The organism is Planotetraspora sp. GP83 (assembly GCF_041262585.1).
Lineage (GTDB): Bacteria > Actinomycetota > Actinomycetes > Streptosporangiales > Streptosporangiaceae > JAOEGB01.
Map to the genome: position 1 here is coordinate 15,172 of NZ_JBGCBZ010000001.1, position 25,543 is coordinate 40,714.

Annotated in this window: 17 protein-coding genes; 14 read left to right on the forward strand and 3 right to left on the reverse strand. The window is 70.5% G+C overall.

Annotation, left to right across the window (positions count from 1 at the left end):
- Nucleotides 1–9: 9 nt before the first annotated feature.
- From ABH927_RS00060 to ABH927_RS00075, 4 genes are all read left to right on the forward strand, one after another.
- A complete protein-coding gene (locus ABH927_RS00060) occupies nt 10–1,812 on the forward strand; it encodes a glycosyl hydrolase family 28 protein (protein ID WP_370017309.1) in 1,803 nt (600 codons plus the stop codon).
- A gap of 1 nt (nt 1,813) precedes the next feature.
- The gene (locus tag ABH927_RS00065; protein WP_370017310.1) at nt 1,814–3,001 is read left to right on the forward strand and encodes a carbohydrate-binding protein; all 1,188 of its coding nucleotides are present in this window, start codon (nt 1,814–1,816) and stop codon (nt 2,999–3,001) included.
- Nucleotides 2,998–4,911 (forward strand): glycosyl hydrolase family 28 protein, encoded by a 1,914-nt coding sequence (locus ABH927_RS00070; RefSeq protein WP_370017311.1) that lies wholly within the window; start codon nt 2,998–3,000, stop codon nt 4,909–4,911. Before ABH927_RS00065 ends, ABH927_RS00070 begins: the two co-directional genes overlap by 4 nt.
- 158 nt (nt 4,912–5,069) lie before the next feature.
- Nucleotides 5,070–7,622, forward strand: a complete 2,553-nt coding sequence (locus ABH927_RS00075) for a CBM35 domain-containing protein (RefSeq protein ID WP_370017312.1) — start codon at nt 5,070–5,072, stop codon at nt 7,620–7,622.
- Nucleotides 7,623–7,707: 85 nt separating this feature from the next.
- Here ABH927_RS00075 and ABH927_RS00080 read toward each other — a convergent pair whose 3' ends face one another.
- Nucleotides 7,708–7,848, reverse strand: a complete 141-nt coding sequence (locus tag ABH927_RS00080; protein ID WP_370017313.1) for a hypothetical protein — start codon at nt 7,846–7,848, stop codon at nt 7,708–7,710.
- Between the two features lie 225 nt (nt 7,849–8,073).
- Between ABH927_RS00080 and ABH927_RS00085 the strand changes: the two genes are divergently transcribed.
- From ABH927_RS00085 to ABH927_RS00105, 5 genes are all read left to right on the forward strand, one after another.
- Nucleotides 8,074–8,565 (forward strand): metallophosphoesterase family protein, encoded by a 492-nt coding sequence (locus tag ABH927_RS00085; protein WP_370017314.1) that lies wholly within the window; start codon nt 8,074–8,076, stop codon nt 8,563–8,565.
- A gap of 126 nt (nt 8,566–8,691) precedes the next feature.
- Nucleotides 8,692–9,105 (forward strand): PH domain-containing protein, encoded by a 414-nt coding sequence (locus tag ABH927_RS00090; RefSeq protein WP_370017315.1) that lies wholly within the window; start codon nt 8,692–8,694, stop codon nt 9,103–9,105.
- A gap of 79 nt (nt 9,106–9,184) precedes the next feature.
- On the forward strand, nt 9,185–9,598 hold the full coding sequence (locus ABH927_RS00095) for a DUF3592 domain-containing protein (protein ID WP_370017316.1): 414 nt from the start codon (nt 9,185–9,187) through the stop codon (nt 9,596–9,598).
- Nucleotides 9,599–9,717: 119 nt separating this feature from the next.
- Nucleotides 9,718–13,944, forward strand: coding sequence for an NEW3 domain-containing protein (locus ABH927_RS00100; RefSeq protein ID WP_370017317.1), 4,227 nt, complete (start codon nt 9,718–9,720; stop codon nt 13,942–13,944).
- Between the two features lie 81 nt (nt 13,945–14,025).
- A complete protein-coding gene (locus tag ABH927_RS00105; RefSeq protein WP_370017319.1) occupies nt 14,026–15,492 on the forward strand; it encodes a wax ester/triacylglycerol synthase family O-acyltransferase in 1,467 nt (488 codons plus the stop codon).
- 28 nt (nt 15,493–15,520) lie between these two features.
- Here ABH927_RS00105 and ABH927_RS00110 read toward each other — a convergent pair whose 3' ends face one another.
- Complete coding sequence (locus ABH927_RS00110; RefSeq protein ID WP_370017320.1) at nt 15,521–17,341, reverse strand: protein kinase domain-containing protein; 1,821 nt, start codon at nt 17,339–17,341, stop codon at nt 15,521–15,523.
- A 143-nt stretch (nt 17,342–17,484) separates the two neighbouring features.
- Here ABH927_RS00110 and ABH927_RS00115 point away from each other — a divergent pair, with 143 nt between their 5' ends.
- The 3 genes from ABH927_RS00115 to mctP all read left to right on the forward strand — a co-directional run bounded on the left by ABH927_RS00115 (nt 17,485) and on the right by mctP (nt 19,963).
- Entirely contained in the window at nt 17,485–18,069 is a 585-nt protein-coding gene (locus tag ABH927_RS00115) for a TetR family transcriptional regulator (RefSeq protein ID WP_370017321.1), read from the forward strand.
- Between the two features lie 107 nt (nt 18,070–18,176).
- A complete protein-coding gene (locus ABH927_RS00120) occupies nt 18,177–18,380 on the forward strand; it encodes a DUF3311 domain-containing protein (RefSeq protein WP_370017322.1) in 204 nt (67 codons plus the stop codon).
- Nucleotides 18,377–19,963 (forward strand): monocarboxylate uptake permease MctP, encoded by a 1,587-nt coding sequence (gene mctP, locus ABH927_RS00125; RefSeq protein ID WP_370017323.1) that lies wholly within the window; start codon nt 18,377–18,379, stop codon nt 19,961–19,963. The genes ABH927_RS00120 and mctP overlap by 4 nt, the downstream gene beginning before the upstream one ends.
- 157 nt (nt 19,964–20,120) lie before the next feature.
- Here the strand turns inward: mctP and ABH927_RS00130 are convergent, their stop codons facing one another.
- Entirely contained in the window at nt 20,121–21,695 is a 1,575-nt protein-coding gene (locus ABH927_RS00130) for a CocE/NonD family hydrolase (RefSeq protein WP_370017324.1), read from the reverse strand.
- Nucleotides 21,696–22,028: 333 nt separating this feature from the next.
- Here ABH927_RS00130 and ABH927_RS00135 point away from each other — a divergent pair, with 333 nt between their 5' ends.
- Together ABH927_RS00135 and ABH927_RS00140 are read left to right on the forward strand one after the other, a co-directional pair.
- A complete protein-coding gene (locus ABH927_RS00135; RefSeq protein WP_370017826.1) occupies nt 22,029–24,158 on the forward strand; it encodes an anthranilate synthase component I in 2,130 nt (709 codons plus the stop codon).
- Nucleotides 24,159–24,262: 104 nt separating this feature from the next.
- The gene (locus tag ABH927_RS00140) at nt 24,263–25,435 is read left to right on the forward strand and encodes an amidohydrolase family protein (RefSeq protein ID WP_370017326.1); all 1,173 of its coding nucleotides are present in this window, start codon (nt 24,263–24,265) and stop codon (nt 25,433–25,435) included.
- Nucleotides 25,436–25,543 lie beyond the last annotated feature (108 nt).

The following is a 25,543-nucleotide window of genomic DNA, read 5'->3' on the forward strand; positions in this document are numbered from 1 at the left end:
CCTCCCGACATGCATGCTTCCCGACGTGAGTTCCTGAGGGCCGCCGGGCTGGTGGCGGGCGGCGCGCTGCTGCCCGTCCCCGTGCTGGCCGGCGCCGCCTCGGCCGCTTCCGGCACCGCCGCCGCCCTGGCGGCGTCCCCGTGGGACCAGGTCCCGGTCATCCTGGCCAGGATCGTCCCGCCGGCCTTCCCCGACCGGACGTTCGACGTCACCTCCTACGGCGCGGTCGGCAACAACAGCACTGACTGCACCACCGCGTTCAAGAACGCGATCGCCGCGTGCAACGCCGCGGGCGGCGGCACGGTGCTCGTCCCGTCTGGCACCTTCCGCACCGGCAAGATCCACCTGCTGGACAACGTCCGGCTCCAGGTGAACGGCACGATCAAGTTCCGGACGGACCACGGGTCGTACCAGCCGAACGTCTTCACCCGCTACGAGGGGATCGAGTGTTACAACTTCTCGCCCTTCATCTACGCCAACGGGAAGACCAACATCGCGATCAGCGGCACCGGGACGATCGACGGCAACGCGCCGGCCGGTGACTGGTCGTCGTTCGGCAGCAGCGGCACCGACCGCACGAAGCTCACCCAGTACGGCGCGAACGACACCCCGGTCGAGCAGCGCCAGTTCGGCGACGGGCACAAGCTGCGGCCCAACATGATCGGCCTCTACAACTGCACGAACGTCCTGGTCGAGGGCGTCACGCTGACCAACCCGCCGATGTGGAGCCTGCACCCGGTCTACAGCACCAACGTGACCGTGCGGGGCGTCACCTTCCGCACCACCAACTCGCAGGGCGACGGGTGCGACCCCGACTCCTGCACCGACGTCTACATCCACGACTGCCGGTTCGACACCAACGACGACTGCATCCCGGTGAAGTCGGGCCGCGACCGCGACGGCCGCCGGGTCGGCAAGCCGAGCGAGAACATCGTCATCGAGAACTGCAAGTTCAGCGGCCGCTGGGGCGGCGTGACCATCGGCAGCGAGGCGTCCGGCGGTGTGCGCAACGTCTTCGCGCAGGACTGCCAGGTCAACCCCACGGACTTCCCCGGCCGTTACCCCTGCAAGTACGCCCTGTACGTGAAGACCAGCTTCAACCGGGGCGGCTTCATCGAGAACGTCCATCTCCGCCGCATCAACGGGCGCAACCTGGAGCGGTCGGCGCTCTACATCACGCTCAACTACGAGACCAGCGGCTCGCTCCCGCCGGTCGTGCAGAACTTCACGGCCGACCAGATCGTGATCGACGGCGCGGCGCAGGCGTTCAACCTCGACGGTCGCTCGGCCGACCACATCAAGAACGTGACGATCACCAACAGCACGTTCACCAACATCACGACCGCGGCGCCGACGGTGAACTACGTCGACAACCTCGTGCTCACCGGCGTCACCGTCAACGGCAAGGACATCTCGAACACCCAGCCCCCGCCGGCGAACCGGTACGAGGCCGAGAACGCGACCATCTCGCAGGGAATCTTCGAGAACACGCACACCGGCTTCAGCGGCACCGGCTACGTCAACACCGACAACGTGGCCGGGGCGTACGTCGAGTTCACGGTGCCCGCCGACACCGCGGGCAGCAGGACGCTGCGGATCCGGTACTCGAACGGGACCACGACCAACCGGCCGATGGCCATCGCGGTCAACGGGACGACGGTCGCCACCCGCAACTACAACGCCACGGCGAACTGGGACACCTGGGTGACCGACACGCTCACCGTGACGCTCAACGCGGGCTCCAACACGATCCGGCTCACCGGGACGACCGCGGGCGGCTGCCCCAACCTCGACTGGATCGAGGTGGCCTGACATGAAGCGCGTGACGAGAAGGACGGCGCTCGCCCTTGGGGGCGCCGCCGTGCTGCCCTGGTGGCTCGCCGAGCCCGCGCGGGCCTCGGCGCTGTGGACCGGAGACCCGGCCCTTGGCACCGGCGTCTTCGACGGGATCGAGCTCGAACCCGGGAAGATCACGGTCGTCAACGACCCCAAGGGCCTGTACGGCTCCTGCTTCAAGTACGAGACGTGGGGCAACCCCGACGGGTCGAAGGCCCGCTGCGAGAGCCGCGGCCTGCGCAACCCCGACGGGTCGGTGCTGCGCCTGAACGACGCCTACCTCGGCGCCGTGCAGTACCTGGGCTGGCGGGCCCTGTGGAACCCGATGCCGACCAAATCGGGCAGCTGGATCGCGCTCTACCAGTGCCACATCTCCGGCGAGTCCAGCTCGCAGCCGCAGTCCGGCCCGTTCGTGCTGCGCACGCTCGGCGACGGCATGCTGCACTTCCAGCTGACCACGCCGGGCGGCTCGACCCCGCACATCTGGAACGGGCCACTGCGCCTCAACACCTGGCAGAGCTTCGTCATCGGCTACCGGGTCTCGCGCGGGACCGACGGCTGGGTTGAGTTCTACGTCGACGGCGTCCAGCAGAAGTTCACCAACGGCCAGACCCGCTATCCCTGCGCCACTCTGTGGGGCGACCACATCAACCACAAGTGGGGCGTCTACCGCTCCGGCTCGAACGGCGACGCCGTCGCCGACGCGTACCTGAACAGCGCGCGTCTGGCCACGACGTACGCCGAGGCGGTGCCGGGCGGCGGGACCACACCGCCACCGCCGCCGCCCGTCACACGCTACGAGGCGGAGAGCGCGACGATCTCTCAGGGCGTGCTGGAGACGACCCACACCGGCTTCAGCGGCAGCGGCTACGTCAACACCGACAACGTCTCCGGGGCGTACGTGCAGTTCGCCGTCTCGGCGGAGAGCGCGGGGAGCAGGACGTTGCGGATCCGGTACTCGAACGGCACCACGACGAACCGTCCGATGGCCATCGCGGTCAACGGCACCACGGTCGCGACCAGGAACTACAACGCCACGGCGAACTGGGACACCTGGGCGACCGACACGCTGACCGTGACGCTCAACGCGGGCTCCAACACGATCCGGCTCACCGGGACCACCGCGGGCGGCTGCCCCAACATCGACTACATCGAGGTCGCATGAGATATCTGAAGCGCCTGGCCGCCGTCCTGGCGGCCGGCATCGCGTTCGCCGGCGTCCAATGGACACCGGCCTCGGCCGCGGCCGAGTACAACGTCAAGGACTACGGTGCGACGGGCAACGGGTCGACCAACGACGACGACGCCATCGACAAGGCCATCAACGCGGCCAACGCGGCGGGCGGCGGCATCGTCGTGTTCCCGTCCGGGAACTACCGCTCGCGGACCATCCACCTGAAGAGCAACGTCACGCTCCGGCTTGACTCCGGCTCGACGATCAAGGCGGCCGCCAGCGGAATGGACGCCCCCGAGTCCAACAGCTACAGCCAGTACCAGGACTTCGGGCACAGCCACTTCCACAACTCGCTCTTCTGGGGCGACCACGTCAGCAACGTCGGGTTCACCGGCGTGGGCACGATCGAGGGCGACAAGAACCTCTCGACCAGCAGCTCGCCGCCCTCCGGCGCGGCCAACAAGGCCATCGCGCTGACCGAGTGCGACCACATCACGATCTCCGGCATCACGATCAAGCACGGCGGCCACTTCGCGCTGCTCATGAACGGCTGCCACGACGTCCTGATCGACCACCTGACGACCGTCCGTGACACGTCCGCCACCCGCGACGCGCTCGACATCATCAACAGCTGGAACGTCGAGGTCGCCAACAGCAACATCGCCTCCAACGACGACGCGATCGCGTTCAAGAGCGACTACGCGCTCGGCCACACCTACGTGAGCCACGACAACTACGTCCACGACACGACCGCGTACTCCTACCAGAACAACGCGCTCCAGTTCGGCTCGGAGACCTGCGGCGACTTCCGCGACATCCGGTTCGAGAACGTCACGGTCACCGGGGCGGGCAAGGCCGGGATCGGGATGGTCTCGATGGACGGCGCGATCATCGAGAACATCAGCTACACCAACGTGACGCTGTCGCGCACCACCACCCCGATCTACTTCAAGATCGGTGAGCGCAAGCGCTGCCCCGGCTCGCCCCCGGCCGGCCGGATCAGGAACATCACGCTGACCGACGTCACGGGCTCGAACCTGAACGCCCCCGTGGTGGACGGCACGACCGGCGCGAACGACTACGCCAGCACGGTCACCGGCACCACCTCGGTGGACATCGGCCCCGGCATCACGTTCAACAACGTGAACCTGACCGTCCCCGGCGCGCACCCTGCCTCGGACGCCACCAAGGTTCCTGGGGAGTTCCTGACCAGCTACCCGCCGCGCGACTACGGCACCCGCCCGTCGTACGGGTACTGGATCAGGCACGCCACCGGCGTCAAGGTCAACGGCGGCACGCTGAAGTTCAGCTCCAACGACGACCGGCCCGCCATCATCGCCGACGACGCCTCGACGGTGGTCGTGGACGGCCTGACCGCGCAGCGCGGCAGCGCCAGCCCGTATGACGTCGGAGTCAGCAACGTCACCGGCTACGCGGTCACCAACAGCAAGAACACCTCGGGCGGCGCGCTGCGGGTGAAGGCGACCAACTCGACGCCGCTGCCGAGCGGGCCCCCGCCCACGAGGTACGAGGCGGAGAACGCGACCATCTCGCAGGGCATCTTCGAGACGCTCCACCCAGGCTTCAGCGGCACGGGTTACGTCAACCTCGACAACCTCGTGGGCAGCTACCTGGAGTACTCGGTCACCGCCGCGCAGGCCGGCAACGCCACGATCGCCATCCGGTACGCCAACGGCACCACCGTGAACCGGCCGATGGACATCGCGGTCAACGGCACAGTGGTGGCGGCGGGCAGGGCGTTCAACCCCACGACGAACTGGGACACCTGGGACACCTCGACCCTGACCGTCCCGCTCAACGCCGGTTCCAACACGATCCGGCTGACCTCCACGACCGCGAACGGCGGGCCGAACCTGGACTACCTCGACGTGAGCCAATGAGCTGAGGCGAGCGACGAGGTGAACCGGTCGTAGACCGGCGACCGAGCCGCGTCCGGCAGGCGGTGTCCGCAGCGTTCCCGCCTGCCGGACGCAAGCAATCCCTTTCCAACTCCCGAACACCCCCCGAAACCCCCCGAGGCCCTAAAGGAGCCCGCACCATGGTTTCCAGTTCCAGGAGACGAATCGCCGCCGCGTTACTCGCGGTGGCGACCGTCGTCCTTAGCATGACGCTCGTCAGCCCCGCCCGGGCGGACCTGCAGAACCCGCGCCAGGCGTTCCTGCGCAACTCGATCTCCGGGCTCTTCCTGCACTGGGGCGAGCGCACCTCGCCGCAGCACACGAGCTGCACCCAATGGGAGGCCGACGTCACCAACGGCGGCTGGGACCCGAACTACTGGGTGAACGAGGCCAAGAAGCTGCACGCGCAGTACCTCGTGCTGGCCACCTTCCACAGCCGCCTCGGCTACGCCCGGCCGTACCCGTCGAAGATCCCCGGCTCCTGCGCCACCAAGCGCGACTTCCTGGGCGAACTGATCAACGCGGCCGACGCGCAGGGCCTCAAGGTCATCAACTACATGACCGACGACCCGCAGTGGCACACCCAGGGCCTCAGCTCGGGCAGCTGGCTGAACTCCTCGGCGTTCTCCTCCTACGTCGGCCACAGTGTGGACATCACCACCCGTGACGGTTTCGGCGAGTTCAGCTACCTGCAGTTCTTCGAGCAGATGCAGCGCTATCCGAAGCTGGCCGGATTCTGGATCGACAACGACAACGCGTACTGGGAGAGCCACAACCTGTACGGCCAGATCCAGCAGCAGCGGCCCGACATGACGCTCAGCAACAACAACGAAGACACGCCGATCATGGACATGATCAGCAACGAGCAGAAGACCGGCATGACGCCGAGCTACGACTACCCGCAGGCGGTCTACACGGCGGCCCCGCGGCTGATCGAGGCCGACTTCAAGCTGCCGTCCACCGGCGCGTGGTGGTACGACGGGTCCAACTCGTCCGTCGACAACAAGCTCACCCTCGGCCGGCTGATCACGAACGCCGGGTCGTCGGTCAAGGCGCTCATGGCCGAGACCGCGATGGTGAACGGCAAGTTCCCGAGCAACCAGGTGAACTTCAACAACTTCGCCAACACCTACCTGGACCAGATCTGGGAGTCCCTCAACGGGACCGAGGGCGGCGGCTACATGTACGGCGGCCTCAAGCCCGGCTTCTGGAACAACGGCGCCCACGGCGTGACGACGATCAGCAAGACCAACCCCAACCAGCACTACATCCACGTCGTCACCGCGCCGTCGGGCAGCACGCTGCAGGTTCGCGACAACGGCTACAAGATCTCCAGCGTCACCAACCTGCGGACCGGCGCCGCGGTGAGCTTCACCCAGGCGAACGGCACGCTGACGCTCTCGGGCATCTCCAGCTGGGACCCGTACGACACGGTGTTCAAGGTGATCTCCAGCGGCCGTGAGGGCATCTACTCCGGTGTCACGGTGAGCGCGAGCTCCTCCACCAGCGGTCACGGGGGCTCCGCCGCCGGTGACGGCGACTACCTGACCTACTGGGACAGCAACGGAGCCGAGCCCGCCTCGCTCACCTTCGACCTCGGCTCCGCCAAGAAGGTCCAGTACATCGGGTTCAACCAGCGCGAGGACTCCACGGTCTACCCGTCGACCGACTCGGCGCGAATCGCGGGCTACTCGGTCTACCTGAGCAACGACGGGTCGACCTGGGGCAGCGCCGTCAAGACGGGCACCGTGCCCAACGCCCGCGGCGTCCAGTTCATCGACCTGTCCGGCCAGACCGCCAGGTACGTCAGGCTGACCAAGACCGGCCACCACGGCATCTCCCGGTGGCGGGTCGACGAGGCCTGGGTCGGCGGCGCCTACGCCGCGGGCGGCGGCGTGGTCGAGCCTCCGCCGGGCCGGTACGAGGCCGAGGACGCGACGATCTCCCAGGGTGTCCTGGAGACCACGCACACCGGCTTCAGCGGCACCGGTTACGTCAACGGCGACAACGTGGCCGGGTCGTACCTCCAGTGGAACGTGAACGCCGCGTCGGCGGGCACCGCGACGGTCAAGCTCCGCTACTCGAACGGCACCACGACCAACCGGCCCAGCGCGATCTCGGTGAACGGCACGACCGTGTTCGCGAGCCGCGACTACAACAGCACCACCAACTGGGACACCTGGGCGACCGACACCTTCACCGTGCCGGTCAACGCGGGAGCCAACGCGATCAAGGCCACGTCGACGACCGTGAACGGCAACCCCAACATCGACTACATCGATGTGGACGTCACACCGGGCGGCGGCGGAACCCCGACCGACTACCAGGCCGAGGACGCGACGATCTCCCAGGGGGCCGTGGCGAACAACCACCTGAACTTCACCGGGACCGGCTTCGTCGACTACACCAACATCGCGGGTAGTTACGTCGAGTTCACGGTGAACGCGGCGTCGGCCGGCAGCGCGCCGCTCGTCATCCGCTACGCCAACGGCACGACGGTCGGCCGGCCGATGGACATCTCGGTGAACGGCACCGTGGTGGCCTCCGACGTGCCCTTCAACGCGACCACCAACTGGGACACGTGGGTCACCTCCACGCAGTCGGTGCCGCTCAACGCCGGAAGCAACACGATCCGGCTGACCGCCACCACCGCCAACGGCGGGCCCAACCTCGACAAGATCACGGTAGGCTAGCCTGCCGATTTGCCCCCACCAGGCCTCGCCTGGTGGGGGCATCGCCGTTTCCGGGCTGCTCAGCCGGAGGAAACGGGGGGACTGGTCAGCTGGACTCGCGCTGGTCGCCGGAGAGCGCTTTTACCAGCTCGGTGAGATGCGCGACCTGCGTCTCAAGCCCGCGCACCCGGGCCTCAAGCTCGATCAGCGTGGGGTTCTGGAAGCCGTCGGCGATCTGCCTGGTCATCGTTATCCTCCCGAGCGGCTCCAGGTGGGGGCCGGCGTAGGCGCGCACGCCTCCGCCTGTCACAGCCGGCACGGCCAGTCAGGGCCGGGGACGAGCCATGGCGGGGGCGTATTGGCGAAGTCCTGTTGTCCTATTCCCCGAATACGGTGGTTATCCCGGCAATCCGCCGCCCAGTTCCGCCGGAGTGCGGGGAGGTGCGAGGGAACTGCGAGGCAAGATGGAACGGTGAAGGTCGTGGTGCTGTCGGACACCCACGCTCCGCGGCGGTGGAAGTCCTGTCCGCCCGCGGTGGCCGGGCATCTCCGCCACGCCGACGTGATCCTGCACGCGGGCGACGTCTGCACGGCGAGCGTGCTCGACGAACTGACCGCCTACGCGCCCGTCCACGCGGTGCTCGGCAACAACGACGGGCCGGACGTCGCCGCCTGGGGCGCGCCGGAGACCCTGGAGCTCGATCTCGCCGGGCTGCGCGTCGCGATGATCCACGACAGCGGGCAGGCCACCGGCAGGACCGCCCGGATGCGCCGCCGGTTCCCAGCCGCGGACCTCGTCGTCTTCGGCCACTCCCACATCCCGATGGACCTGACCGGCGACGGCGTCCGGATCTTCAACCCCGGCTCCCCGACCGACCGCCGCCGCCAGCCCCACGGCACTCTCGGCGTCCTCGGCATCGCCGGCGGCCGCCTCGTCAAGGCCGAAATCATCCCGGTGACCTGACCGTACGGCGGAGTAAGGCCGTGCCGTGCGTGTGAGCCGGACCTCCAGCGTGATCCCGTCGGCCCGGACGTCGCAGGTCCGGAAGACGTCTCGGCACGGGGCCCGCTCACCCGTTACGCTGCCACGATGGCTGATGTGCAGGAGCCGCGGCACGAATGGCGGGTGCCGGGGCGGATCACCGTGCTGAAGGCCGTGGGCGCCGCCGTGTGTCTGGCGCTCGCGCTCGTCGGCGACCGCCTGCAGCTCTTCCTCGCCGGGGTGGCCGCCCTCGGCTTCGCCGTACTCGTGATCCGCGACCTCATCGCGCCTGTGCGGCTCGCGGCGGGGGAGGACGGGCTGGTCGTCGCCGGGCTCGCCGGCAAGGAGCGCGTCTCCTGGAACGACGTCGACCGCATCCGCGTGGACAGCCGCCGCCGGTACGGCCTGACGACCGAGCTGCTGGAGATCGACGCCGGAGACCAGATCCACCTCTTCAGCCGCTTCGACCTGGGCGAGTCGGTGTTCGACGTGGCCGAGGCCCTGATCCGCCTGCGCCCCTGATCATCCCTGATCGCCATCTTGATCGTTTCGTCATGGCGATCGCAACCGGAGCGCAACTGGCGGGCCGTACGGTTCGAACGTGCCACAGAACATCCTCCTCCCGCTCATCCTCGGTCTCATCGGCGTGGTCTTCGCGCTCATCGGAGGCGGGCTGACGATCAGCGCCCGCGACTTCCGGAAACGGGCCCAGCGCGTCCAGGGTGAGGTCGTCCGGCTGCGCCCGAGCCGGTCCAGCGAGGGCGGCACCGTCTACTACCCGACCGTGCGCTTCACGACGGTGTACGGCCAGCGGGTGGAGGCCGAGTGCCCCTTCGGCAGCAGCCCGCCGCCCGCGATGCCGGGTGACCAGGTGCCGATCCTGTACGACCCGGCCAAGCCGACGAGGGTCCGCATCGACAGCGCGACGGGCAGCGGAACGCTCATCGGCGTGATCTTCCTCGGCGTCGGCCTCGTCCTGTTCACCGCCGGAGTGGTGGTCGCAGCCGTCATGTGACCCCGTCTCCGGCGCGGTACACGACCAGTGTGACTTTGTGTCTGACTCCTTGTCATTGCCGTCGTGGGGCCGCTCGGCGAGAATGGCGACTGCCGGGAACCGACCTTAGGGGCGTCGCCATGCGCATCACCGCCGTCGAGTCCACCGAGCTCTTCGTCGAGGGCCCGCGCCAGATCGTCCGGGTCACCCTGGAGGGGCCCTCCGGAGCTGTCCAGGTGCGGATCACCGGCCGGGACGTCTCCGGTACGGCGACCTCCCACGGTGAGGCAGCGGGAGCCCGCGCGGCCGAGGTGCCCGTGGAGACGGGCGCGCCGCCCGGAACCCGCGTCCCCATCATGGTCCGGGCCGCCGTCGCCGGCTCGGCGGCCGGGCACCAGGCCGTCGCGGAGGCCGAGTTGGTCGTGGCGGAACCGGGGTGGACGGTGTGGATGATCCCGCACTTCCACTACGACCCGGTCTGGTGGAACACGCAGGCGGCCTACACCACAACGTGGGACAGCGCGGGCGACTGGGCGCAGGCCACCCGGATGGAGTTTCAGCACGCGGGCTTCGAGCTGGTCCGGCTGCACATGGAGACCGCCAGGCGCGACCCCGGCTACAAGTTCGTGCTCGCGGAGGTCGACTACCTCAAGCCCTACTGGGACGCCCACCCCGAGGACCGCGCCTATCTCAGGCGGCTCCTCGCCGAGGGCCGCCTGGAGATCATGGGCGGCACCTACAACGAGCCGAACACCAACCTGACGAGCGCGGAGTCGACGATCCGCAACATCGTGCACGGGATCGGCTTCCAGCGCGACATCCTCGGCGGAGATCCGCACACAGCCTGGCAACTGGACGCGTTCGGGCACGACCCGCAGTTTCCCGGCCTGATCGCCGACGCGGGGCTCAGCTCCAGCTCGTGGGCGCGCGGCCCGTTCCACCAGTGGGGCCCCATGCTGGTCAGGGGCGGGTGGAACGATCCCTCCGTCATGCAGTTCCCCTCCGAGTTCGAATGGCTGTCGCCGTCGGGCCGCGGCGTGCTCACCCACTACATGCCCGCCCACTACAGCGCCGGCTGGCGGATGGACTCGGCCGCCACGCTGGAGCTGGCCGAAGCCCAGGTCTACGACCTGTTCGTGCTGCTCAAGAAGGTCGCCGCCACCCGTAACGTCCTGCTTCCCGTGGGCACCGACTACACGCCGCCGAACAAGTGGATCATGGACATCCAGCGCGACTGGAACGAGCGCTACGTCTCGCCCCGGTTCGTCTGCGGACTGCCCAGGGAGTTCTTCGCGGCGGTCCGCTCCGAGATCGGGGCCCTCTCGCCGCAGACCCGGGACATGAACCCGATCTACACCGGCAAGGACGTCTCCTTCATCGACACCAAGCAGGCCCAGCGGCACGCCGAGGCGCAGCTGGCCGACGCGGAGAAGTTCGCCACGATAGCCGCGATCGAGTGCGGCCTGCCGTACCCCCATGCCGTGCTCGACAAGGCCTGGCGGCAGCTGGTGTACGGCGCGCACCACGACGGGATCACCGGGTCGGAGTCCGACCAGGTCTACCTCGACCTGCTGACCGGCTGGCGCGAGGCCTGCGACCTGGGCGCCGAGGTCCTGGAGGCGTCGCTCCGCCGCCTCGCCGACGGCCTGGACGGCGTCGTGGTCTTCAACCCGTCCTCCTGGCCCCGGACCGACCTCGTCAGGGTGCGGCTCACGCTCCCCGAGCCCGGCGCGTACGGCCTCACACTCGAAGCGGCCCTCGAAGACCGTGCCGCGCCGGAGCACGCGTTGCTGCTGGAACACGCCGAGCATCACCCCGACCGGAGCCTTTCGGCCGTGGACGTCGTGTTCCTGGCCCGCGACGTCCCGGCCCTCGGGTACCGGACGTTCCGGCTGGTCCCGACCCGCAGGCCGTCCCCGGTCGGCTGGGCCGTACGGGAGGGGAACCGGATCCAGAACGCCACCCACGCGGTCGAGGTCGATCCGGCGCGCGGGGGAGCGGTGTCCAGCCTGCGGGCCGGCGGCCGGGAGCTCCTCCAGGCGGGCCGGGTCGGCAACGAGCTGCTCGTCTACGACGAGCACCCGGCGCATCCGAGCTTCCACGAGGGGCCCTGGCACCTGCTGCCGAGCGGCGCGGTGGCCGGCTCGGCCGAGGCGCACGCCGAGGTGGTGGTCATGGAATGCCCGGCCGGGCGGCGGATCGCCGTCACCGGCAGGGTCGGGCCGGTGGCCTACACCCAGGAGATCACCCTGTGGGACGGGCTTCCCCGCGTCGACCTCACCACCCACGTGGACGAGTTCGAGGGGACGGACAAGCTGCTGCGGCTGCGCTGGCCGGTGTCCGTGCCGGGAGCACTGCCGGTGAGCGAGGTGGGGAACGCGGTCATCGGCCGCGGGTTCGGCCTCATCGACGTCGACTCCGCGGAGCATCCGTGGACGCTGGACAACCCCGCGCACAACTGGTTCGCCCTGTCGTCGACGGCCCGGGTGGTGCTGCGCCCGCCCAGCCGGGGTAGTGCGGGGCGAGGGGGAAGCGCCCGCGCGATCGGCATCGCCGAGATCATCGCGCCGGCCTCTTCGGACCTCCCGGTCAGGGAACTGGCCGTGGCGCTCGTACGGCAGGGCGTCACGTCCACCTGCTCGACCGGTGCCGGCCCGCGGTACGGCGATCTCGCGATGGACTCGAACCTGCCCGATGTCCGGATCGCCGTCGGCACGCCCGAGGAGAACCCGTTCGTGGCGGAGCTGCTCGACGACGGGGAGGCGGCGCTGCTGCGCGAGCGGCTCGACGCCCACGGCCGGGCGAGGATCTGGATCCCGGCGGCCGAGCCCCTGGAGAAGGTCTGGGTGCCGGGCGCCGACCTGACCGGGCGGAGGGCGCTGCCGGTCCTGGTCGTCTGCGGAGAGGGAGCCGTCGAGGAGCTGATCGCCGACCTGCACGACGCGACGATCGAGGTGGTCCAGCCGGACGCCGAGCCGGCCGAGCCTTTGGACGACTACACGATCGGTCTGATCAACCGGGGCGTGCCCGGCTTCGCCGTGGACTCCTCCGGGGCGATGCACGTGTCGCTCATGCGCTCGTGCACCGGCTGGCCGTCCGGCATCTGGATCGACCCGCCGCGCCGCACCGCGCCCGACGGCTCCAACTTCCAGCTCCAGCACTGGACCCACTCGTTCGAGTGCGCGCTCGTGGCGGCTCCGGGGGACTGGCGCGACGCCGATCTCGTACGGCTCGGCCACGACGTCAACCATCCGCTGCTCCCAGTCTGGGCGGGCGCCGTACAGGCCGGACGTTCACCCGGGGGCGGCGGCGAGGCGCGCTCGTTCCTGGAGACCGGGCCGGGTGTGGTCCTCACGGCGCTGAAGGCGGCGGGCAGTCCGATCGCCTCCGGCCGGACACCGGGACCGGTCGGCGCGGTGACCGTCCGGCTGTACGAGGCCCACGGCGGGGAGGCGGACCCGGCGATCACCACGTCCCTGCCCCTCGGCCCCTGGGAGCGCGCCGACCTCCTGGAGAACGTCACAGGGAAGGCTCCCGAGACGCTGACCGGCATGGAGATCGTCACGCTCCGGGCCGGCCTCTCGGATGACATCGAAACACGAGGCGCCGCCGTCGGAACACAGGGCGCCGCCGTCGCGGCCGAGCCGTACCAGCCGGTCTACACCCGATACTGGCTCAACAACACCGGGCCCGCGCCGCTGGGCAACCTCCCCGTGGCGGTACACCTCTCGGAGACCGACGTGGTGCTGGACGGGGACGCCTCGGGCCCGGTCACCACGCTGACGCTCACGGTGGCGTCCGGCCTGACCGAGGAGGAGGCGGCGGGCGCGGTCGTGCTGACCCCGCCGGACGGCTGGACCGTGGATCCCGCCACCCTGCCGTACGCGCTGTCCCCCGGCGGTCACGCCCTCGTCCCCGTACGGCTCACCCCGCCCGCCGACGTCCGGGGCGGGCTCCACCTGCTCCGGGCCACGACCGAGTTCGGCGGGCAGGCCTACGAGGACGTGACCCGCCTCCACGTCGGCGGCCGCCACGCCACGGGGCCGGAGGCGTCGCTGGAGGGCTTGGGCGATCCGCCGTTCGTGCGGCTGCGGCCCGGCGGCGAGGCGGAGATCGTCGTGCGGCTCCAGTCGGGGGCGCTGTCCCCGATGCCCGTCCAGGCGCGGCTGATCAGCCCCTGGCACACCTTCGAGCTGTTCCCCGGCTGGAACACCGGAGTGGTCGTGCCGGCGGAGGGAGAGGCCGAGGTCCGCTTCGCCGTACGGCCTCCGAAGGGTGCCAGACCCGGCCGCTGGTGGGCCGTCGTGAAGCTCGCCGCGGCCGGCTGGCTCCACTACACCGACACGATCGAGGTCGAGGTGCTCTGACCGGCGTTCAGCTGGGATTTCGTGCCAAAGGGACGGCCCCGCGACGGTCGAAGACGGACGTTTCGGGGCAAGGACTAGGGCATGGGACGGCAGCTCAGCGCGCTGGACGCGCAGTTCCTCAACTTCGAGACGGCCACGAACCTCGCCCACATCGCGGGGCTCACGATCCTCGACCCCTCCACCGCTCCCGGCGGGGCGATCACCCGCGACGGCCTGGTCGGCCTGCTCAGCAAGCGGCTCCACCTCGCTCCGCCGCTCCGCCGTCGTCTGGTGGAGGTCCCCCTGGGGCTCGACCATCCCTATTGGGCCGAGGACCGCGATGTGGACTTCGACTACCACGTCCGGGAGATCGCGCTGCCGCCGCCCGGTGACGATCACCAGCTCGCCGCGCTGGTCGCGCGGCTGCACGGGACGCGCCTGGACCGGCGGAGGCCCCTGTGGGAGCTCGACCTCATCCACGGGCTGGCCGAGGGCCGGGTGGCCGTCTACACCAAGGTCCACCACTCTGCCATCGACGGGGTGACCGGCGCGGAGGTCCTGGCCGCGCTCATGGACTTCACGCCGGAGCCCCGCGAGGTCCCGCCGCCGGAGCCGGCGGCCGACGTCCCCATCTGGGAGTCGGCGGAGCGGGCGCCGGACGCGGTCGAGATGGTCATCCGAGGGGTCGCCCGCGTCCTGGACAACCCCCTCGCCCTGGTGCGCTTCATCGCGGGGGCGGTGCCACGGCTCGACGAGGTGCCGATCGTCTCCCAGATCCCCGGCGCGGGGCTCCTCTCCCGGCTGATCCGCGGCGTCGGCACCGACCTGCCCGATCTGCCGCGCATGGCCGTGCCGCGCACGCCGTTCTCCGGGCCGATCTCACCCCATCGCCGGTTCGCGTTCGGCACGCTGCCGCTCGCCGAGGTCAAGCGCGTCAAGAACGCCTTCGGCGTCACCGTGAACGACGTCGTCATGGCGCTGTGCGCGTCGGCCCTGCGCCGCTGGCTGGCCAAGCGCGACGAGCTGCCGCGCCTTCCTCTGGTCGTCGGCATCCCGGTCTCGACCAGGGGCGAGCTGCCCAACGACTCCCTGGCGAACGAGGTCACGCTGGCGATGACCGCGATCCCCACCGACATCGCCGACCCGGAGGCCCGGCTGAGAGCTGTGAGCCAGGCCATGAAGCTGGTCAAGGAGCGGTTCGCGGCGGCCCCGGCGACCTGGCTGCTGGAGTTCAGCCAGGCCATGCCCGCGGCGCTCAGCGCACTCGCCGACCGGGCGGCCTTCCGGCTCGCGTCCCGGACCGCGCCCGCCATGAACCTGGTGATCTCCAACGTCCCCGGGCCGCAGTCGCCGCTCTACATCTGCGGCGGGCGGGTCGTCGCGCAATATCCCATGTCGGTGATCACGGACGTGAGCGGCGGGATCAACATCACGGTGTTCTCGTACGACGGGTCGCTCGACTTCGGCATCGTCGTCGACCGCGAGATGGTCCCGGACGTGTGGGACCTCGTCGACTACCTGCGTGACGCCCTGTCCGAGCTGACGACCCTCGCGGAGCACGAGCCGTGAGGCGGCGCCGGCGCAGGCCCGACCTCGGCTAGCCTGGACCGGCGGCGCCGAAGGCGCTGCCGACCGTGTCCTTGCCCGCCACGTGGCCGAGGCACCGGTAGGTCCGCACCCCGGCGGCGAAGCGGGCAGCGCTCGGCGGGAGCACCGTGACGTCCCACCTGTCCGCTGACACCGCCCTCGCCGCGCCGGTCCGGGACTTGAGCAGGACGGCCATCGTGCAGAGCCCCGCCACTGCGGGGTGCCTGGACACCGTGTACTCGTCGCTCGTGGTCACGTCCTTGGGAAGCGGAGCGATGGCGAAGGTCTCCCATACGTGCTCCCCAGCGCAGGGGAGCGGTCGCGCCGTCACGTCACCGGCGGTCGAGACGGTTCCGGCCCAGCATTCCGGCTTGGCGACGCAGGCCGCGCCCGCCCCGGCGACCGACGCGGCGGGGCAGCCGTCCGTGCGGACGGGCACACCAAGGCGGCCGGCGGCGGAGGTCACGCCCGGCGCGGCCGTACGTGCCGTCCGACCCGGTGCCGTCCCGGTCGGCTCGGCGGACGGCGTCGACTGGGGACTCCCGTCGCCACGCGCTATCACGACGATCCCGGCGGTGAGCAGCAGAGCGAAGACCGCCGCGACCGCCGCGAAGCCGAGCGAGTGGCGTGACCCGCCCGCCGGACGTGTGGTCGGCCCACTGCGCGCGTTCCCGAGGCCGCCAGGGGGCGCGGGCGCCGCCAGGCGGCCCGGCGGGGCCGGGTGGCCGGGTCCGGCCAGGGCGTTGGGCTCGGTCATCGCCCTCCGCACGTCCGGTACGGCCGCCACCCCCCGCCGGCCGCTCGGGCCGGTGACGGCGTAACGCGGAGGCGCCGTCCCCGGGCCGCCCGGTCCGGAGGGCCGCCACTGCTCCGGCACCGCGCCGCCGGAGGGATCCGCCCCCCAGGACAGCGGGGAACCGGGCGACCCCGCGCCGGGCGCGGCGGCCGGATGACCGTGGCGGGCGGACCCGTCGACATCGAGGGCGGCCAGGGCGTCCCGCAGTTCGGCGGCCGTCTGAACACGCTGCCCGGGGTCACTGGCCATGCCGTGCCGCAGCACGTCGGTCAGAGCGGACGGCACGCCGGGGATGTCCGGGATGGGCCGCCGATGCAGCGCCATGATGACGGCGATGTTGACCACGCCGCTCTCCGGGAAGCGCGGCGGCCTGCCGTACAGGAGGGCGTAGAGGGTCGCGGCCAGCGCGTAGACGTCACCCGCGGCCGTGGGTTCGGAGAGGTCGAACGCCTCTGGCGGGGCGTAGGCGGGCGTGAGCGACTCCCGAGTCACCGAGACCTCGCCCTGCGCCGTGCCGCCCTGCGCGGGCATCGTGGCCAGCCCGAAGTCGGACAGCGCGACCAGCCCGTAGGAGTTGATCAGGATGTTGGCGGGCTTGACGTCCCGGTGCAGCACTCCGGCGGCGTGGGCGGCGGCCAGCGCGTCGGCGATCTTGATGCCGATGTCCCGGACCTCGCGCACGCTCAGCGGCCCATGCCTCTTCAGCCGGTCCGCCAGCGACCCGCCCGGGCACAGCTCCAGCACCATGTACGGCCGGCCGTCCGAGAGCACTCCAGCGTCGTAGACGTCGGCCACGTGGGGGTGCCCCGACAGCGCGCCCGCCGACGTGACCTCGCGCATGAAACGGCGCCGGTCCCGGTCGGAGACGAGCACCCGGTTGTCGATCTTGAGGGCGACCTCGCGGCCGACCGCGAGCTGCCGGGCGCGGTAGACGATCCCGAACCCGCCCTGACCGAGGATCCCGAGCACCTCGTAGCCCGGAACCAGCGGCCCGCCCGCCTCGTCCACCTCTGCCGCCTCCAGACCCCTTGACATCGGGCGAATCCCGCGTCCGGCACATTACCGGAGAGATCGCCCGGTCGATCGTTTTCCGGCCCGGTCGAGTCCCGTCACGACCCGGGTCACGATCCCCCGCCGCGCTCGCGGTCACGGGGAAACCGGCACCCTATGCTGACTGCATGGCGGGCACAGCGGAGCGAGGCCGGAGCCCGGAACGGCGGCGGGAGTTGCTCGACGCGGCCGATCGAGTCATCCGCAGGGAGGGCCCGGAGGCGTCGATGGCCGCCATAGCGGCGGAGGCGGGGATCACCAAGCCCATCCTCTACCGGCACTTCGGCGACAAGAGCGGGCTCTACCAGGCACTCGCCGAGCGGCACACCCGCGTCGTGATCAATCTGCTCCGGCCAGAGTTCGCCAAGCCGAGAGCCGACCTGCGGGTCCGGGCGCGGGCGACGATCAACGCGTACCTCGACACGATCTCGGTCAACCTGAACCTGTACCGCTTCCTGTTCCACCGGGCCGGCGCGGAGGACAGCCGCACGCACACGCAGATGGCGGCCATCGTCCGGAGCCTCGGTGAGGAGCTCGGCGCGGTCTTCGCCGAGGAGGGCGTGGCCGACCCCGTACGCGCCCAGGTGCTCGGGCACGCCTTCGTGGGCATGGTCCAGGCCATCGGCGACTGGTGGCTGGAGAACCGCGACGTCGACCGCGCCACCGTGGTGGACGGCCTCGCCGACGTCATCACCGCCGCCCTGAAGGTCTAGCGCGATGTCGCTCGGCGCGACAACCCGACCGTTCGGCGATCGGTGATATCACGGGTACGTCGGCGACTTTACGCTGCGAGTCAGCCCGTGTCCGATAGGAGAGTGCGTTGACGACCCCCCGCACTGATCGCAGCCCATGGAACTGGCTGCTCCTGGTCGCGATCATCATTCCGCTCATCCCACCGCTGTTCAACGCCATGGAGCCGCGGCTCTTCGGCGTCCCGTTGTTCTACTGGCTCCAGCTCGCCTTCATCCTCATCGGCGTCACGGCCACCACGGTCGTGTACCGCATGACGAGGAGGGGCCGATGACCACTGAGATCATCGTCTTCGCCGTCCTGTTCCTGCTGGTCAGCGGCATGGGGTTCGTCGCCTCCCGCTGGCGGCGGCCCGACGACCTCGCCAGCCTGCACGAATGGGGGCTCGGCGGCCGCAACTTCGGCTCGTGGATCACCTGGTTCCTCGTCGGCGGCGACCTCTACACGGCCTACACGTTCGTGGCCGTCCCGGCCCTGCTGTTCGGCGCCGGCGCGACGGGATTCTTCGCCGTGCCGTACACGGTGATCACCTATCCGCTCGTGTTCGTCCTGCTGATCCGGCTGTGGTCGGTGTCCCACGTGCACGGGCTCGTCACCCCGGCCGACTTCGTGCGGGCCAGGTTCGGCTCGCCGACGCTGGCGCTGCTGATCGCGATCACCGGCATCGTGGCGACCATGCCGTACATCGCGCTGCAGCTCATCGGCATCGAGGCGGTCCTGAAGACGATGGGGGTGCAGGGCGACCTGCCACTGATCATCGCGTTCGCGATCCTGGCGGCGTACACCTACCAGTCGGGGCTCCGCGCGCCCGCCCTCATCGCGTTCGTCAAGGACTCGCTGATCTACATCGTCATCATCGCCGCGATCATCTACATCCCGGCCAAGCTCGGCGGCCTGGGCGCGATCTTCGACGCGGCCAAGGCGAAGTTCGACGCCACCCCGGCTCCCGGCGACGGCGTCCTGCTCAACGCCAACAACCAGTTGCAGTACGTCACCCTCGCCTTCGGCTCGGCGCTGGCGCTGTTCCTCTACCCCCACAGCGTCACCGGCGTCCTCGCGGCGAAGAACCGGGACGTGATCAAGCGGAACATGTCCGCGCTGCCCGCATACAGCCTGCTGCTCGGCCTGATCGCGCTGCTCGGCTACATGGCCATCGCCGCCGGGATCAAGCCCATCGGCAAGGACGTGAACACGGTCGTCCCGCAGCTGTTCGACAAGATGTTCCCCGACTGGTTCGCCGGGGTGGCCTTCGCCGCGGTCGGCATCGGCGCGCTCGTGCCCGCCGCCATCATGTCGATCGCCGCGGCGAACCTCTTCACCCGCAACATCTACCGGGAGTACATCAAGCGGGACGCCACTGACGCCCAGGAGGCCTCGGTCAGCAAGATCGCCTCGCTGGTCGTGAAGGTCGGCGCGGTGCTGTTCATCCTACTCATCGACCCGCAGTTCTCGATCGACCTCCAGCTGATCGGCGGCGTGATCATCCTCCAGACGCTCCCGTCGATCGGCCTCGGGCTGTTCACCCGCTGGTTCCACCGGGCGGGGCTGATCGCCGGGTGGGTCGCCGGGATGGGCGCGGGCGTGCTCATGCTGTACAACGTCGCCAACCCGGTCACCAACCACGCCCATTTCGGCGGGTCGGCGTTCCCGCTGGCGAAACTCGGCCTGGACACCAAGGTGACGATCTACGCCGGGTTCCTCGCGCTCATCGTCAACCTGGTCGTCGCCGTCCTCGGCACGGTGATCGCGCGGCTGGTCAACGCGGCCGACGGCCCCGACGCCACGCGCCCGGACGACTACGTCGCCGACCAGGGCGACCCCCGCGTCCACGACCTGGAGGTGGCGGGCTCCACCTGACATGTCGTACTGCGGCCCCCGGGCTGCTCGGGACGCCGGGTGTCAATGCATGATCACGAAGAGTGTCGCCGCAGGCCGGGCCGTACAAGCGGGAACCCGCGCATGATCACGCGCGGGCTCGGCGCAGGTAAGCGCACTCCCGGGAATCTCTGCATGATCACGCCGGGAGGGGGCGGGGGAGGAGGACGGCCGACGGGTAGTCGGGGGTGTGGAGGACCTCCTGGTCGGAGGTGAACACGGCGGCCCCCAGTGGCAGGGGGTCGCCGGTGCCGGGGTTGCTGGCGATGCGGGGGTAGGCCCCGCTCGCCACATGCACGCGGATCCGGTGGCCGCGGCGGAACCGGTGCCCCATGGGCCACAGCTCCACCTCGACCCGGCGCACGCCGTTCTCGTCGGCCCGCAGGGCCGGGGTGAGACGGCGCACGCCCTCGCACACGTTCATGGACGCGCCGTCGGGGTGGACGTCGCAGACCCGCACCACCATGTCGGTGTGCTGCCGGCCCGTCCGCACGAACAGCTCGGCCGTCACCGGCCCGATCAGGTCGGTGTCCTCGGCCAGGGCCTCCGAGGTGTAGACGAGCAGGTCGCGCCGGGTCTCCAGCCGCCGGTTGTCGCGCGGCTCGGAGTTGCCGATCAGCACGGGGCCGCCGTAGACGGGAGTGGGGTCGGCGGGGTCGTAGCGGTACCGGTCGGGCGCCGAGTCGGCCGGGTTGGCCCGCGCCAGGGCGAAGCCCGGCTGCAGGTGCCAGCGCTCGTGCCGGGTCCCCGGCAGCGGCCATTCGGGGTAGTCCCGCCACTGGTTCGCGCCCGTGATGTAGAGCCGGACCGGCGAGCGGCGCAGCCCCGAGGGGTCGCCCATCAGGTGGGCGCGGAACCAGACCAGCGCGTCCGCGTTGGCCACCCGCCCGTGCCGGATGTCGGCGTGATACCACGGCCCGATCGTCAGGTACGGCCGGCGTCCCGCCGCCCGCATGGCCGCGTAGTCCTTGAGCTGCCAGGGCAGGAAGACGTCGTACCAGCCGCCGGTCATGGTGACCTCCGCGGTCACCTCGCCCACGGTGGCCGAGAAGTCCCTCTTCTCCCAGTAGTCCGAGTAGGGCCGGCCGTGGTGGTTGAGCAGCTCCTGGAAGAACGGGAGCGGCCTGCCCGCCGAGACGAGATCGAGCTCGGACAGCGGGCGGCCGGAGGTCACCGCCCGCCGAGTCCGCCAGGGGGCCGTCAGCGCGGCCATGCCGCCGAAGCGCCCCTCCATGTGGGCGGTCAGCGTGGTCCAGATCAGCGACGACTCCAGCGCGAAGGCCCCGCCGACGTAGGCGGCGTCGCGGAAGCACGAGGCGGCCACCTGGACGGCCATCGCCTTGAGGTCGGGCGTATCCGCCGCGATCGCCCACTGGTTGTACCCGAGGTAGGACGGCCCGTGCATCGCGAAGGTCCCGCCCCACCACGGCTGCCCGCGCATCCACTCGACCGTCGCGAGGCCGTCCGCGTGCTCGTCTCCGAGGGGGTCGAGCAGGCCGCCGGAGCCGAAGCCGCCGCGGCAGCTCTGGATGAGCACCTGGAACCCGTGCCTGGCGAAGGTCCAGCCGTACATCCAGCCGAAGACCCCCGCCCGGCCGTACGGCGTGCGGATGAGGATCGTCGGCGGCCTGGTCACGCCGATCGGAGCATAGTGATCCGCCAGAAGGGCCACGCCGTCCGCCATCGGGACGGGGACGTCGCGCCTGACCTGCACGCGACGGCCCGGTAGGCCGTTTGGCCGGAGAGCCGGCAGCCGGGGGACTGGTAGCCGGGGTACGGGCAGGTACGCCACGCCGCCTCCTTAACCTCTTGGTAACAGAATAACAATACGTTGCGTCACTTTGGGAGTTAACATCCGTTTTGTCTCGTTGCATGATCGTGGTCAGGGCCGCTACCCTTGCTGGCATGCGAACTCCTACGCGCCTTCAGTGGTGGCGCCGCTAGCAGGCGGCGTGGTTTTCGCATTCGCGAGCACAGTGACTGGCCGCCCCGAGAGGCGGCCTTCTGTATGTCCGCCCCCGGGGCATACGACTTGAGGGGCGAGACAGTGGAGATCAGCGGATATACCACCGCCGGCGGCGTCGCCGTCGAGCGCGGCGTGCGTGAGGTGCCCGAGGCGGCGCTCGAAGAGATCGTCACGGCGCTGACCGAGCGCCGGGGCGGGGCCTTCTCTTCCGGAATGGACTATCCGGGCCGTTACAGCCGCTGGGCGTTCGGCTACGTCGATCCGTGCGTGGAGATCGTCGCCAGGGGCCGGCGGATCTCGGCCCGCGCGCTCAACGAGCGTGGCCGCGTGGTCCTCCCGGTCATCGCGTCCTGCCTGCTCGCCGCCGGGAAGCCGGTCGCCGAGCCGACCCCCGGCCACGTCGAGGTCCACATCCCCGAGTCGGAGGACCTCCTGCCGGAGGAGATGCGCAGCCGCCGGCCCACCGTCTTCACCGCGATCCGCGAGGTGATCGCCGCCTTCCGCGGCGACGACCCGCACCTCGGCCTCTACGGCGCGTTCGGTTACGACCTCGCCTTCCAGTTCGAGCCGATCCGCTACCGGCTGGCCCGCCCGGACGACCAGCGCGACCTCGTCCTCCACCTGCCCGACCGGCTCGTCGTGATCGACCGGGTCCGCGAGACCAGCGTGGAGTACCTCTACGAGTTCACCGTGGACGGCGTCTCCACCGCCGGCATGGAGCGGACGGGCGAGAGCGTCCCCCTCACCACGCCGGCCGAGATCCCGGAGAATCCGGCGAGGGGGACGTACGCCGAGGTCGTCGCCAAGGCCAAGGAGAAGTTCAAGCGCGGCGACCTGTTCGAGGTCGTCCCCGGCCAGGTCTTCCACTCCTCCTGCACCGATCCCTCCGCCTTCTACCGGTCCCTGCGGACGAGCAACCCGGCGCCGTACGAGTTCCTGCTCAACCTGGGCGACGGCGAGCACCTCGTCGGCGCGTCCCCCGAGATGTACGTCCGGGTGACCGGCGACCGGGTCGAGACCTGCCCGATCTCCGGCACGATCGCCCGTGGCGCCAACCCGGTCGAGGACGCCGAGGCCATCCGGACCCTCCTGTCCAGCGTCAAGGAGGAGTCCGAGCTCACGATGTGCACCGACGTGGACCGCAACGACAAGTCGCGGATCTGCGTCCCCGGAAGCGTGCAGGTCATCGGCCGCCGCCAGATCGAGATGTACTCCCGGCTGATCCACACGGTCGATCACATCGAGGGGCGCCTCCGTCCCGAGTTCGACGCGCTCGACGCCTTCCTCACCCACATGTGGGCCGTCACTGTCACCGGCGCGCCGAAGGCGTGGGCCATGCAGTTCATCGAGGACCACGAGGAGACCACCCGCCGCTGGTACGGCGGAGCCGTCGGCTTCATCGGCTTCGACGGCTCCATGAACACGGGCCTGACCCTGCGGACCGCGCAGATCCGCGACGGCGTCGCCATGGTGAGGGCCGGCGCGACGCTGCTGTTCGACTCCGACCCGGAGGCCGAGGAGCGGGAGACCGAGCTCAAGGCCAGCGCGCTGCTCGGCGCCCTCGCCGCGGTCGGCCGCCCGAGCGCCGAGGCCGCGGCCGAGCGGGCCGCCGACAGACCCGGCGACGGCCACACGGTCCTGCTCGTCGACCACGAGGACTCCTTCGTCAACACGCTGGCCGACTACTTCCGCCAGCAGGGCGCCTCCGTGGTGACGCTCCGGCACGGGTTCCCGCTGGAGATGATCGAGGAGATCGCGCCGACGCTCGTCGTGCTCTCGCCCGGCCCCGGCTGGCCGTCCGACTTCGGCTGCTCGGCGCTGGTCGAAGCGCTGTACGCGCGGAAGCTGCCCGTCTTCGGCGTCTGCCTCGGCCTCCAGGCCATGGTCGAGCAGGCGGGCGGCACGCTGGAGCTACTGCCGTACCCCGAGCACGGCAAGCGCGGCCGGGTGCACCGCAAGGGCGACAGCGCGCTCCTGGAGGGGCTGCCGGAGGAGTTCGTCGCGGCCCGCTACCACTCGCTGCACGCCAAGGAGCCGGGCGTGCGCGGCTTCGCGGTCACCGCGCAGACCCCGGACGGCGCGGCGATGGCGATCGAGGACGTGGAGAACAGGCGCTTCGGGGTGCAGTTCCACCCCGAGTCGATCCTCACCACCGAGGGCGGCGCCGGAGCGCGCATCATCGCCAACGTCCTGCGCCTCTGCTCGAAGTAGAGCCGCCGTCTCCGCCCTCGGCAAAGCCCCTCGGCAAAGCCCCTGGGTAAAGACGGCGGCGAAAGCCGTACCGGGCCGGCATGGGAGCCGTAGAGTCCACTCCCGTGCCGGAGACCAGACTGGACGACGTGCTCGTGTCACCGTCGCTGCCGGACGCCGTCCGCGCCGCGCTCCTCGCGCCGATGGTCGACCACCACTGCCACGGCGTGCGGCGCGACGATCTGTCCCGGTCGGAGTTCGAGATGCTGATCACCGAGGCGGGCACGCCGGCGCCCCCCGGCACCACGCACTTCGACACGCCCGTCGGTGTGGCGATCCGGCGCTGGTGCGCGCCGGTCCTCGACCTCGAACCGCACGTGCCCCCGGCCGTGTACCTGTCCCGCCGGGCCGAGCTCGGCGCGGCGGAGGTGAACCGGCGGCTGCTCCGCGCGGCCGGGATCGCCGCCTTCCTCGTGGACACCGGCCTGGAGAGCCCCGAGCTGCTGTCGGCGGCCGAGATGGGCAGGCTGGGCGGCGCGGCGGCCGACGAGATCGTCCGGCTGGAGCAGGTCGAGCAGGAGGTCGCCGAGGCCGGGATGCCGGCCGTCGACTACGCCGGGACGCTGCGCGAGGAGCTGGCGGCCAGGGCCGCCCGCGCGGCCGGGCTGAAATCGATCGCCGCCTACCGGTGCGGGCTCGGCTTCGACCCGTCCCGCCCCTCGCGAGGCGCGGTGATCGCGGCGGCGGGCAGGCGGCTGGCCGAGCCCAAGGAGCGCCTGACCGACCCGGTGCTCGTGCGCCACCTGCTCTGGACCGCGATCGACGTCGCGAGGGAGCGGAGCCTGCCGCTGCAGTTCCACTGCGGCTACGGTGACACCGACCTCGACCTGCACCGCTCCGACCCCGCTCTCCTGACCGGGTTCATCCGGGCGGTGGCACCGTCGGGGGTGCCGGTGATCCTGCTGCACTGCTACCCGTACCACCGGCAGGCGGCCTACCTGGCGAACGTGTTCCCGCACGTCTACGTGGACGTGGGGCTGGCGCTCACCTACACGGCGGCGGGCTCGGTCTCGGTCCTCCGGGAGCTGCTGGAGCTCGTCCCCTTCCACAAGCAGATGTTCAGCTCCGACTGCTACGGCGTCGGCGAGCTGTGCCTGCTCGGCGCGGTCTACCACCGGCGCGGCCTCGCCCGCGTGCTCGCCGACCGGCTGGGCGAGGGCGAGTGGTCCCCGGCCGACGCGGCCCGGATCGCCCACATGATCGGGTCCGGCAACGCCAGGCGCGTCTACCGCCTCTGAACTCTCTGAAAATCTCTGGTACGGGCCGGTCAACGGCTACTTGCCGAAGGGCCGGGGACGGATCATCCCTGAAGAGGAGGAACCGACCCCTCCCGGGCGCGATAATCG